General features: G+C 58.8%; 12 protein-coding genes. 3 read left to right on the top strand and 9 right to left on the bottom strand.

What is annotated here, in order from left to right; genetic code table 11:
* Positions 1-37: 37 nt before the first annotated feature.
* Together LNV28_RS10395 and LNV28_RS10390 are read right to left on the bottom strand one after the other, a co-directional pair.
* Positions 38-1,120, bottom strand: a complete 1,083-nt coding sequence (locus LNV28_RS10395) for a FecR family protein (protein ID WP_263568930.1) — start codon at positions 1,118-1,120, stop codon at positions 38-40.
* 2 nt (positions 1,121-1,122) lie between these two features.
* Entirely contained in the window at positions 1,123-1,602 is a 480-nt protein-coding gene (locus tag LNV28_RS10390) for an RNA polymerase sigma factor (RefSeq protein ID WP_263568929.1), read from the bottom strand.
* Between the two features lie 855 nt (positions 1,603-2,457).
* Here LNV28_RS10390 and LNV28_RS10385 point away from each other — a divergent pair.
* Together LNV28_RS10385 and LNV28_RS10380 are read left to right on the top strand one after the other, a co-directional pair.
* Complete coding sequence (locus LNV28_RS10385; RefSeq protein WP_263568928.1) at positions 2,458-3,342, top strand: LuxR C-terminal-related transcriptional regulator; 885 nt, start codon at positions 2,458-2,460, stop codon at positions 3,340-3,342.
* Between the two features lie 959 nt (positions 3,343-4,301).
* Positions 4,302-4,490 (top strand): hypothetical protein, encoded by a 189-nt coding sequence (locus LNV28_RS10380; protein ID WP_263568927.1) that lies wholly within the window; start codon positions 4,302-4,304, stop codon positions 4,488-4,490.
* 81 nt (positions 4,491-4,571) lie between these two features.
* On the opposite strand, the gene LNV28_RS10375 is transcribed toward LNV28_RS10380, so the two are convergent.
* The 3 genes from LNV28_RS10375 to LNV28_RS10365 all read right to left on the bottom strand — a co-directional run bounded on the left by LNV28_RS10375 (position 4,572) and on the right by LNV28_RS10365 (position 8,198).
* Positions 4,572-5,432 (bottom strand): hypothetical protein, encoded by an 861-nt coding sequence (locus tag LNV28_RS10375; RefSeq protein ID WP_263568926.1) that lies wholly within the window; start codon positions 5,430-5,432, stop codon positions 4,572-4,574.
* 537 nt (positions 5,433-5,969) lie between these two features.
* Positions 5,970-7,106, bottom strand: a complete 1,137-nt coding sequence (locus LNV28_RS10370) for a 3-deoxy-7-phosphoheptulonate synthase (protein ID WP_263568925.1) — start codon at positions 7,104-7,106, stop codon at positions 5,970-5,972.
* Positions 7,107-7,946: 840 nt separating this feature from the next.
* The gene (locus tag LNV28_RS10365; protein WP_263568924.1) at positions 7,947-8,198 is read right to left on the bottom strand and encodes a hypothetical protein; all 252 of its coding nucleotides are present in this window, start codon (positions 8,196-8,198) and stop codon (positions 7,947-7,949) included.
* Between the two features lie 207 nt (positions 8,199-8,405).
* Between LNV28_RS10365 and LNV28_RS10360 the strand changes: the two genes are divergently transcribed.
* Positions 8,406-9,071: a sigma-70 family RNA polymerase sigma factor gene (locus LNV28_RS10360; RefSeq protein WP_263568923.1), complete on the top strand. Its 666-nt coding sequence runs from the start codon at positions 8,406-8,408 to the stop codon at positions 9,069-9,071.
* A 220-nt stretch (positions 9,072-9,291) separates the two neighbouring features.
* On the opposite strand, the gene LNV28_RS10355 is transcribed toward LNV28_RS10360, so the two are convergent.
* From LNV28_RS10355 to LNV28_RS10340, 4 genes are all read right to left on the bottom strand, one after another.
* Positions 9,292-9,894, bottom strand: coding sequence for a TetR/AcrR family transcriptional regulator (locus LNV28_RS10355; protein ID WP_263568922.1), 603 nt, complete (start codon positions 9,892-9,894; stop codon positions 9,292-9,294).
* A 97-nt stretch (positions 9,895-9,991) separates the two neighbouring features.
* Positions 9,992-10,546, bottom strand: coding sequence for a DUF3455 domain-containing protein (locus LNV28_RS10350; protein WP_263568921.1), 555 nt, complete (start codon positions 10,544-10,546; stop codon positions 9,992-9,994).
* 14 nt (positions 10,547-10,560) lie between these two features.
* Positions 10,561-11,076 (bottom strand): superoxide dismutase [Cu-Zn] SodC, encoded by a 516-nt coding sequence (sodC, locus tag LNV28_RS10345; RefSeq protein WP_263568920.1) that lies wholly within the window; start codon positions 11,074-11,076, stop codon positions 10,561-10,563.
* 460 nt (positions 11,077-11,536) lie between these two features.
* Positions 11,537-11,803 (bottom strand): transposase, encoded by a 267-nt coding sequence (locus LNV28_RS10340; RefSeq protein ID WP_263568919.1) that lies wholly within the window; start codon positions 11,801-11,803, stop codon positions 11,537-11,539.
* Positions 11,804-11,925: the final 122 nt, after the last annotated feature.

Here is an 11,925-nt window from a genome sequence, read left to right as displayed (position 1 = left end):
GACGAGCTGGTCGAGTGCGTTTCCGCCAGGGCTTGCCCTACTGAGACTGCGACAACTCCAGACGTCCGCCCTGCTCACGCAGCCGCAAGCCGTGCAAGGCAGCCACTGCATGGGCAAAGCCCGCACTATCTCCCGTCCGGTACAGACCACTGACTCGAAGCGTCCCGAGCGTGCCGTTCCCCAACAAGACAATCGGTGTGCGGCTGTACCGATTCATCTCTGATGTGGCCTCCATCAAGGACGCATCCTCGAAATCCACTTCATTGCGTCGCCAGGCCAGCACAGTCGCCAACTTCGGCCGATCCAGCTGCGGTCGCACGGGTCGACTGGCGCCCAGTTCCTGTGGAACCCAACGCAAGCGCTCCCCTGGCTGCATCAACACTGCCTTGTCGGCCTCAGATCCACGGACGTCTCTAGCCACAGGCGGTCGCACTGCCACCTGGCCCTCGATCAGCGTCACTGCCGACTCCTGAGAACCCTGACCACTGCCACCCGGCATGCGCACCGAGAACACCGTGCCGATAGCCTCCACTTCGTTGCCACCAGCCTTCACCACAAAGGGCCGCTCCGGGTCCTTGCTGACTTCAAACAAGGCTTCACCACGCTGCAACTCGACGGTTCGCTTTGACGTCCCCATGTCCACGCGAACCTGGGTATCGGTGTTCAGGGTCATGCGGGTGCCATCCACCAACATCAGTTGCTGTTGTTCGCCCACTTGGGTACCAAAGGATTCGCCGCCACGCACAAAGTGCCAATAGCCACTCCCCCCGGCAAGAAGGACGATGAAGGCCGGTGCCAGGATCCAGATGCGGCTGGCGGACCTCTGGGAGCCCGGACCTGCTTCACCGCCGCCGCCTGCGTCGGATGCACGACGCGAGGCGCTCGCAAAAGCATCCGCCAAGCGGACGCCCGGCACCGACTCCCACACGTCGGTACATCGCTCAAACGCCAATCGATGGGCGGCCGAACGGGCCTGCCACGCCAAACACTCGCGTTCCATCTCTGGCCCACGATCCGGCCCGTGCAGCCGGGCAATCCAGACCGAGGCCTCGGCCGCGATTTCAGGCGTCACGTGGGGACCCGAGGTATCCTTTGAATCGGGGTCTGCTGAAGCATCCATGGCTACCAGCCCTCCATTGACCGGGTGATCACCAAGGTGGCTTTGGCGACGTACTTCTCCACCGAGCTGATACTCAAACGCTGCTCCCTTGCAATTTCAAGATAGCTCATGCCATCGACACGGTGGGCCAAGAATATCCTGCGAGTACGGGTATCCAGTTGCGCCAAGCACTCACTCAGTCGCGTCAACCGTTCTCGAGCCAAAAGTGTGGACTCGGCAGAAGGTCTGGTATCGACCAGCACCAGGTCCTCGATCAAAACCTGCTCGCCATGGTTTCTGGCATTGCGAAATTCATCGATCGACAGATTCAGCGCAATCCGCATCAAAAAGGCTTCAGGACTGGTGATGACCTGCTGCTGCTCCTGGCAGGCCAGACGGATCCAGGCCTCCTGCACCAAATCGTCCGCATCATGGCGCGTGCGGCCACGGCGCATCAAGGCGGCCCTGACACGCGAGAGCACGGACTGCCAGTTCTTCACCATCGCAATGCGGCGTCATGCATCGAAGTTGGACGACAACTTTGAATCTTAGGATGCGAAGCCGCAGAAGGCGAGAAAGCCAGCGCGGCCGCTCTCCTCTTTCTGACGGACACCGAACGAAAGCACCATTAGGGCCAGGCTAACTGCCCGCGAGTGACCGCCCTGCTCTCCCGCTTCCGTATCGAACCATGAAACCTTCGCCCTTGCCCCTGGGCAGCGCACGGTGCGAAAGGACCTACGCAGCACCCAGAGCCGGATGCACGGCTAACGCCCATCGTGCACAGCATCAATCGCGGAACAGCATCGACTGCGACAACGCAGGCGAACGGGCAATCTCTACAAGGGCCCACCGAACGCTCACACCCACATGGGAACTCAGCCCTTGAACTCGCGGCATGTGCCCGCCATGATCCCGACCGTCGAACGCACGCCATCGTTTGGGCGCCGGTAGTCTTTCCTGGCCATCAGGTCCGGCACGTCAGGCGCCCGCCCCTCTCGACGAGCTTGCCCATGGCCCAGCTGCGGCTGGCTCGGCAATAGAGGGCCGCGACCAGTGACAGCCAAGGTCACAAGCGCACCGCCCCGCGTCTGGCCATTCACACCCGGAGCCCGCCGTGTTGAACAACAGAATGCTCGAAGTCAGAGACGCAGGGAATGCCAGACCGGCAATACCCTCCAGGCTGGAAAACCCCGCCCATCGCAGGAGGACCGCGAAATCCACCCGGCCCCCTGCGCCACTCAAAGCATCTGCCCCTAGCGCAGGCTGGAAGGTTCAGCTCTTGAGCGTACCTTCCGGCGTAGCAGCCGGCCGGACCTGCGCAGGCGGAGGCAACGCAAGGACCGAGTGGTGGACCTTGTTTGACAACCGCGAACAGTTCGACGCCTGCCTGGACAACGATCCCTTGCGCTTCACAGCCCCGCTGTTGCTCGCCCAAATCAAACGGGAGTTTGACCATGTCATCCAATACACAAGCACCGCACAGCTCCATCCTAGAGATCGCGAAGACAGAGCACTATGCGGAGAATGCACTGGAGGCCATCGTCCAGATCCCGCTCGCGAACAGCCCGCCTGAGCTGCTCGATCGCCTGGCTCGGGCCACCATGGCCATCGGCGCCAGCGGCAGCATCTACACCGCCAGCATCCCTGAGGGTGGCCTAGAGGCCTCCAGCTTCAGCCTCTTTGCTTGCCATCCTGGTTTCGCACAGGCTCAGTGCACGGTCGGCTCCATGTTGGAACACCCATGGTTTCGCTTCGCCCGAAGCCGCACTGTGGCCGGTACGGACCACCAAGTGCCACGGCAAGACGCCAACGATGCACAAGCCATCGAACTTGCCAATCAGTATGGTTTCAAATCTTGCCTCATCGTGCCCACGCCCGCAGGATCCAATCTAGATCGCCTCGAAATGCTGTGCCTGGGCAGCGCGACGCCGGACGACTTCGAAGGCAAGCAAGCGCAATTGGTGCGCACACTGGCTCGCGCACTCGCAGCCGAGCTGCACGAATGGTTGACTCGACATCTGCAAGACCGCCTGCGCGAATCGGCAAGACTGCAAACCCACGATGTCACCCTGCTTTCTATGGAGTGGCAAGGCCTGGGCACGAAGGAAATCGCAAAACGCACCGGCCTGACAACGACCTCCGTGAACTCACGCTTCCAGCGTATCAATGCGCGTCTGCACTGCCGCAATCGAAGAGCATCCGCCCAAAGAGCTGCGGCCCACGGCCTGCTGGAATCCAGCTAGGCGCCCTCAGCAGCGGAGGTGTCAGCGAAGGCGTGAAACTGCAGATGGGTCCATTCATGCTCATCGGTTTCGAACGATGCGGGAGGAGTCTCCCTGAAGCCCTTAGATAAACGGTTCAACCTGGTTGGCGCTTGCAATGCGTGCGACCGACCCGGCCACTGCGGCGCCCCCAGGTTCAAGAAAAACGCTCAAAAAACAAAAACGGAAATAACGCGCGAGGAACCGCGCGAACTCATAAACCAATTTTCGGCCCATCGGCATGCGCATCGCAGGTGTGATCCGTTGGAAAGCGCACAGGAACTCAGTACGAGGCGTTCGCACATCTTTGCCGTCAACCTGAGCACGCTACGCTTGTCGTTCAGTCGGCTTCAGCCCGGCCATGGCACACAGTGGAATCAAGTGGCCCACCGCCACCGCGGGAAGGTCACCACCTCGCTGCATTCCACCATGTGGGAGCCGTCGTGCACCCCGACCAGCGAGATCACAGCCAGGCTCGAAACGGCCTCATCCAAAGGAATCGGGATGAGCCGACTGCCCTAGGCGAGTTGCCCTCCAGGAGGCGCGCTGCCCAAGAGTGCCATCCACACAAAAACGCTTCGACCAACAACACCTCATTCGTGATCGTGCAAAGCACTGTCATCAACCCTGATCATTCATCACGACAGTGGCAAGGGACTCCAAATCCATAGATCAGACCGCACGACAACCACCGGACTGAACAGCGTGAGACCTGGCAAAGCATTCCCGCCAGAACACTGAGAAGTCGCGAGGGCGCTGGCTGTGGCTCCGGCAACTCAACACTCCGAAAACAGACCCCTCGACCGCGAGAACGAGAGCGCCCCCCAACATCCCACACACCCTAGTCGCGCACAGCCCCCCCCAAAGGTAGGCACCCAGGAGTCGGATAGACGATTTGAAGCTGACCGCCGAAAGTAGCTTCTATGCAACTGGAGCCTGTCATGCCACATCTTGAAACCTTGAGCACACCAATCAGTCAATGGGTAGGCCGACTCATTCAGGGTCTGCGCCAGCCTCACGCGCCGCACACCACGCAAGCCATTGAAGGTCTGGACGTGAGCGAATCAACCTGGCAGGAATGGCTGGACACCATCCAAGCCACACCTGAGCAAGGCCCTGCAACCCACTGAACCGCCTGGGTGTGGGTGAGAAGCTGGGCAGCTCGCCAAGAACTTCGAACACTCAAAAACGAAGCTCAGACTGCCTCGCCCTCAGGCTTCCGCCGGCAATCCCACTGCCTTTCGGAACGTCGCCCGCCAAATCGGCGCCAACTTCTCCCAGCCCTGCCGATTCGGATGAATCTCATTGATCCAGTCGCCACTTTCGCCCTGACTCGTCGGATCGGCTGGACTGAGCACGTTGCGAGTTGGAACCAGAGCCACGCAAGGGCGCCCTACTGCCCATGAACTCAGTTCGTCACCAATAGACGCGAAGATAGCAGCCGTCACAGCTGGCCATAGCGCCTCCGGGATGTTGTTCTTGACATAGGCTTCATAGAGCCAAGCCTTCCTGACTGCTGGAGCGTTGCGGGCGACAGGCACGTCATAGCTATTGACCAGAATGGGCTTGCCCTTGTTTCGTGGGCTCGCTTGAACCATGTCATAAACAGCTTTGAAGCAAGGGCCCAAATACGTCTGTCGCAGCTCATTGACTGCCAGCCAGTCGATGCAGTCGTTCGCAGCGGAGGGCGCACCTGCATGGTTGAACTGCTTCAGGATTCCTTGTCCAGGATCGGGGTCACGCGCCGCATCGATGTAGTCATTGCCTGCTGCACTGAAGAAAATAGCGTCGTACTCGAATTGCCTCAGCCAATACTTGAATTCCTTGCGTTGCACCGTGCCGATTCGACGGAGTTCGTCACCAAAAGTAGCCAAGTTGATGATCAGTGTGGGCTCGTCTTTGGAGTCTGACAAAAAGCTGTAGAAATCCGGAAGTGACCCTTGCAGAACGGCGCTGCGCTCCATCCACGAGTCCCCCTCGGCCAGGATGATGTATTTGAAGTCCGATACCGCCAAGCCCTGATCCACGAACACCCGATTGAAGTCAACGGGCTTGATGACGATTGAATGCATTTCCTGCCTCCTTGTTCGATAAGCGGACCATCCTAGGTTTCGCAGGTGTGACCAAGCATCGCAGGTATCGTCAGAGTTGATGACGAGACTCAAGAACACCCACCAGGAAAGCTCGAAGAAGGACAGTGTGAATGCAAGCGCACGCCAGCTGCTGTCCCACCGATTCAGCATCTTGTGAAGGGCTTGCGCACGTCCTGGGGTCCATCAACTCCACTTAGCTATCTGGAATAGAAAGACTCACACGTTCACGCAACATTGGTCACGAGAGCCATCGAACGGGTGAGCGCGCTCTGGCCTTGGCACCAATGACCTACAAGAAGGTCGAGCCGCGAGGACCACAGAATCGGACGGCCGCATGGCAGGGCTGCCGGCGCTACATTGGAAGCAAGCCACTGGATCGTATTCATCCCCTCAGCGCGTCGCCCAGCCGTCACGACCCGGCTGCACGCCCACTGTGCTTGGATTCCTGCAGACCTGCCCTCAACCAGAAAAAAGAGCGACCGTACGCGGTCTCCCCCGATCTGCTGCCGCTCAGGCTCAGCCGCGCCGTGCACGCACGGCTGCCGCCAGTTCGCGCAGCAGTGGCTCGGTCTGCGACCAGCCCAGGCAGGCGTCGGTGATGGACACACCGGGCAGCAGATCCTGCTTGGTCTGGCCCTCGGCCAGATCCTGCCGGCCCGGCTGCAGATGCGACTCGATCATCACACCGGTGATGCGTGCGTCGCCGCCGGCGATCTGTGCGGCCACGTCGCGGCCGACATCGATCTGGCGCTCGAACTTCTTGCTCGAGTTGGCATGCGAGAAGTCCACCATCACCTGCTCGCGCAGGCCGGCGCTGCGCATGGCCTCGCACGCGGCGGCAACAGACGCCGCGTCGTAATTGGGCGCCTTGCCACCGCGCAGAATGATGTGGCAGTCGTCGTTGCCGCGGGTTTCGAAAATCGCAGCCGCGCCCATCTTGGTCATGCCCATGAAGGCATGGCTGGCGCTGGCGGCCAGCACCGCATCGCTGGCGACCTTGATGCCACCGTCGGTGCCGTTCTTGAAGCCGACCGGGCAGGACAGGCCGGAAGCCAGCTGGCGGTGGCTCTGGCTCTCGGTCGTGCGCGCGCCGATGGCGCCCCAGGACACGAGATCGCTGATGTACTGCGGTGACAGCAGGTCCAGGAACTCGGTGCCGGCCGGCAAGCCCAGCGCCGTCACATCGAGCAGCAGCTTGCGCGCCAGGCGCAGGCCTTCGTTCATGTGGAAGCTGCCGTCCAGACGCGGGTCGTTGATGTAGCCCTTCCAGCCGACCGTGGTGCGCGGCTTCTCGAAGTACACGCGCATGACGATCAGCAGGTCCTTGTGCAACTCGGCGCGCAGGTCCTTGAGCAAGCGGGCGTAGTCCATGGCCTGGTCGTGGTCATGGATGGAGCATGGGCCCACCACCACCAGCAGGCGGTCATCACGGCCGTGCAGCACATCGCTGATGTCGCGGCGCGCCTGCTCGACCAGCTGCAGCGAGCTGTCCGGCGGCGGCAACTCATCCAGCAGCAGGGCCGGCGAAATCAAGGGGCGGACGGCGCCGATGCGGGTGTCGTCGGTGCGGGTGCTGTCCTGCGTGCTGGCATCGCCAGCATCGCTGCGGCGGCCGATTTCGCGGTCCTGCGCGGGGTTGTCGAGAGACTGCATGGTTAAAACTCCAAAAACACTGAAACCATTATCTGTAGGCGGACTTATCCCCGTTTGCAGCGGGCTTCTTTCGCATCCAGCCTCGACTCATCCGTCTAGCCCGTCGATCTCAAGCTACTAACTCCACATCTACATGCCACTCAAGGAACCAGCCATGGCCAACAAGCCTGCTAAACGCGGTACCAAGCGCAACACCAAAAGTGGCACACGCATCGCACCGATCGCACCCACTTGATCTGCACTTGGAAGACCTAAGACCCATAAGGGATTCGATGAAGCAGTGACGCCCAGTCCGCAAGCCGCTTCCTGATCCAGGAGACCATCAGCATGCTGGTCAAAAAAATGGCCGCCGGGACAGTGACCGCACCTACGGCACCCGTCAGTTCTGGCGCGATGTGCTGGCCAGCGGCGGGGATTTCGGACTGCAACTCATCGAGAAGCGGCGCTGCTCATGGCCGTTTGGCATCGAGGCAAGTTGCTGCCGCTTCTGCGCCGATACAGAACGTGGCAGTCAACACACAAGAGAACCCTTTGGGCTGTTGCTGCTGCACAAGGACCTCAGGGGAAGCATGAACCGTGCAGCGAGCTGCGGCGCAAATCGACCGTACAGGGGCGCTCCAGTTCGATCAATAACCAATGGCTTGCACGCAAAGTCTACAGAACGCTCAACGCGGCATGGCCTGAGACTCTCGACTACAGACCGCAGCTACAGCCTGACACGGCGTCATTCAAGCGTCAGCCAGACCAGCCCCATACAGCTCGAAGCGGCACATGAAGGCGTAGCCTGCTAACAGCTACCTTAAAGCACAGCGGCAGCCCACAAACTCGTCCAACAAATAGTCAGAAGAAATAGCTCAGGTCAGACTCAAGCACCAGCGCCAGTTGAGCGACCCTATTTCCCTTTTCGGAGAGCTTTCCTTGCAAATTGACCAAGTCCATTTGGGCATTCGCCAAAGCTTCAACCAGATTAGCAAGCTGCGACTTATGTTCAAACTTCTCCAATGATGAGTTGGAGTCTTGAAGCACCTTGGCAATGTCGGCGGCAGTCTCGATGCTGCTGAGTGCAGCCTTGATGGTTGAAATGTCGGGCATGAAATTACTACGTGAATTGCGCCGTGTGCCTCAACGCCAAAGCCACCTCAAGTCGCCTCGGTAGACGCGAATCAAGGCCGTGATGTCGACACGGCAGCCTCAGATTGCGTCGGATTGAAATCACGCACACCAAAGCAAAAAAGAAGATAGGATAACGTCGATTCCTTACTTTTACCAGTCGAGATTTTCCGAAGATGGCTTCTTGACATGTCGCAACCCGACCGCGACGACCGCGTGATCAACAGCGTCTGTGCGATGGAAGTCGCATCAATGCATCCAGTCGACCTTGAGCCCGAGAACGAAGATCAAGTGAGTGACCCGGATCCAAAGGTGGCGGCGGAACTGGCCAGCCTTCGGCCGCAATTGTTGAAGTTCGCGAGGTTTCAGCTGCGAAACAGCGCCGGTGCAGAAGACGCAGTCTCGGAGACCATGCTTGCTGCGCTCATGCGCGCGCCTTCATTCCAAGGAAAGAGCCAGTTCAAAACTTGGGTGTTCGGCATCCTCAAGCACAAGCTGATTGATCAGCTCAGAAAGCAACCGCGGGAAGTTTCCCTGGACGAAGATCCCGGCCTGATGGACACACTGTTTTTGTCCGATGGGCACTGGTCCAATCCCCCTTCAGATTGGGGAGATCCAGAACGATCACTTCAGCAGGCCGAGTTCTTCACAGTTCTGGAAGCTTGCATCGATCATCTTCCGGAGAAGCAAGGACGAGCCTTCATGCTGCGTGAATGGATGGACATGGACGTCGAAGAAATCACGAAGACACTGGGCGTAAGCCCTGGAAATTGCGGAGTGTTGCTGCACCGAGCGCGTCTACGCCTGCGCGAATGCCTCGAGCAAAAGTGGTTTTCGCCGCAGAGAGGCAAATGAAGTCCTTAGACATCACCTGTCGGCAAAGCTCATTGTTGCTGATGCAAGATGCAGACGAACCCAACTCGCTATTCGCTCAATGGCGGCTCAATCGGCATCTGGTGATTTGCAGCGCCTGCCGATGCTTCAAAGGCAATCTGACCCTGATGAAGCAAGCGACCGAGCGGTGGCGTAAGGAGTCAATTGGATTCAACTTCCCCACCAGTAGCCAATGAGGGATCTACGGCGCAGCCATGCTAGTCAAGCCACGAATAAGCATGCGCTTGATGGCCGAGCCGTTATCTGGTTCAAGCAGGAGCCAACGTGCCATCATCCGATGAGACGCCCCCGTCATCATGTCCAAAAGCACATCAGCTGGAACATCCTTGTTCACAAGGCCCGACTTCTGGCCCTCTTTCAGCACCTGGACATTGGCTTGAATCACGGCGGTTTGGATGAAATGAGGGTTCGACAGCCAATAGGCTGAGGGTATGCGCAGGAACACGACCGTCGCAAGGCGATGGCGGGCCATATAGAAGTCACACCAAGCCTTGGCGATGGCCACAACCTTCTTCGACGCATCAAGCGAAGTCTTGCGACCGATTTTTGCCAACTGCTGATTGAGTTCGTCCATATCCGGCTGGATACAAGAGTAGATCAGTTGATCCTTGGTGCCGAAGTACTTGTAGATCGTCTTTGGGCTCACACAGGCCCGCTTGCAGACCTCACGAATGGTGACTTCGTCATAACGCAGACCCCCAAACATATCGAGCAGGGTCTCTCGCAAGCGCTGCAAGTCCTCAGCACTGATTTCCCGGCCATCGCCTACAGAATTCTCTACCACTTCAGCTTCCCAATCATGCTGCCCCCACCTGGGGCAGCACACATCGTAGCGTGCAAGCGATAGGCACCGTCAGAACAGGCGAGCCGCCCTTTAAGCCCTATTTGTAGAAGACGTAAGCAGCCGTGTACGGCACACGGAGCTGCGTACCCAAAAGCCCCTTTCCGCAAGCTACATCCTGAGCGACGCCCCCCTTGGTGTCCAAGCGCTGAATGAAACTCACGCCTTGAAAGACTCCAGACGACGGCGTTGGCAGAGCATCCAGCAGCAATTGAGGGATCGCTTTCGGGCTTGCTGAAGGTACCGAGGCTCGAGACTTGCCTGCTACCTTGCTGCCGTCAAATGCCTCCCATGTTGGGCCATCGTAGTGACGACCCATGAGCTTGGTGAAGGCCGCATCTTGAAACAAGTCAGCCTCCGGCGCTTGAAAGACCCACTTGCCAGATCCAGGTGCCACAGGATCTGGCTCACAACGATAGATCTGCGAACCACGGGCGAAGATTACGGCACTTTCGGCGACTGCCCCGGGGGCAACAAGACTCTCTGGAACCGGAACTTCCGCGGCTGAACTCAAACCCGCGAATGCCAACCCAGTCACTAGAGCGAGCGCACGGGTCCAACCGAAAACTTCATTGGCAAATTTTAAACTCATCATTGTTTCTCCCGCGATCAAGAATCCAGAACACCACAGGCAATACGGGCGCCGCCACCGCCGAGTGCAACTGGATGATCAGCATGGTTGTCACCTCCTGCATGAATCATGAGCGAACGCCCTTTGAGATCGCTGGAACGCAGGCGCGGGGCCACGACGGCATTGGTCGCCTGGCCCTTCGCATCAACGTAAAGTGAGGGCAGGTCCCCCAAGTGACCATCACCCCAAGGACCCAAGTGTTGAGCGGTTTGTGCAGGATCAAAATGCCCGCCAGCTGCACCGCCGACCACAGCTTTCCCATTCACTTGACTGGGCCCACAGCTGGGCTTTTCATGAACATGAAAGCCATGCAGACCCGGAGGGAGTCCATACAGATTTGGAATTAGCTTGACGCCATATGTTGTGGCCTGGACTTCAATACTCCCGACCGGAACTTCCCGGCCGTCTTGGTCTATCAGGCTCATTGGAACAGTTACTGCGTGCGCCGCACCGGCACCTGCGAAGACCGCAAGTCCAAAAAGTGCGAGTGCCATAGACCTAGTTTTCATCGCGTACTCCATTCAGTGAAAAAGCTTCCGGGGGCCCCGGCTTAGAAGTATCGTGATCACTGAACCGAAAGCCCAATCGGATTCTTGAATGGCGACGTTGAGCTGAATCTATGGGTCGACAGCTCGGTCGCAGCGTGTGCAGTTCGCATGCCCATAACAGGCGCCATTGATGCGATGGCAAATTGGGCGGCACCCACAGGCTAACAAAGCTACCCAGCCATCCCCACACGCCAAGGTCAGATCTAGAAGTCTGACTGCCGTTCGTGCGAGTGCAAGCCCTCGGCGCTGATCGCTGGCGTTGGATATCCCGGCATGGACGCGGCATGACGCACAGGTACAACGGTACAGGCGCGCTTGTCCATTTGAGAACTTCTGATGGGCATTGCGCCCTCTTTAGGATGGGCGCTGGCCTCTAGACTCAATTCTGCGAGCCTGATATGCGAGGTTAGGCCTTTACGCAGAGTGCGCCCCTGAGTTCGCGGATATTCGAGTGCGCCTCGGCCAGCATGTGCCTTAGCTTGGCGTTCTCATTTTCGAGCAACTGCAATCGCTGGTCACCCATGGAATGCGCGCCGCCGCGTTTTGCCCGCCATCTATAAAAGGTGGTGTCACTGAAGCCGCCGAGACGGCACAGCTCCCCGATCGGCAGACCGGCTTCGGCCTGCTTGAGGAATCCAACGATTTGTTCCTCAGTGAATCGACTCTTGTTCATGCCCATCACAGTTCTGGTTGATGGACTTGCGTTCCACGATACCGGCACAACTCAAAGGGCCCGCGTCAGGCGAGGACCTGATGTGCTGAACGGCGTCATTCAAATGTTGCAGAGAATTGTTC

It is taken from the genome of Paucibacter sp. DJ2R-2 (genome assembly GCF_025717675.1).
In the GTDB taxonomy this organism is placed as follows: domain Bacteria; phylum Pseudomonadota; class Gammaproteobacteria; order Burkholderiales; family Burkholderiaceae_C; genus Paucibacter_A.
This window is presented reverse-complemented; position numbering and strand designations above follow the sequence as displayed.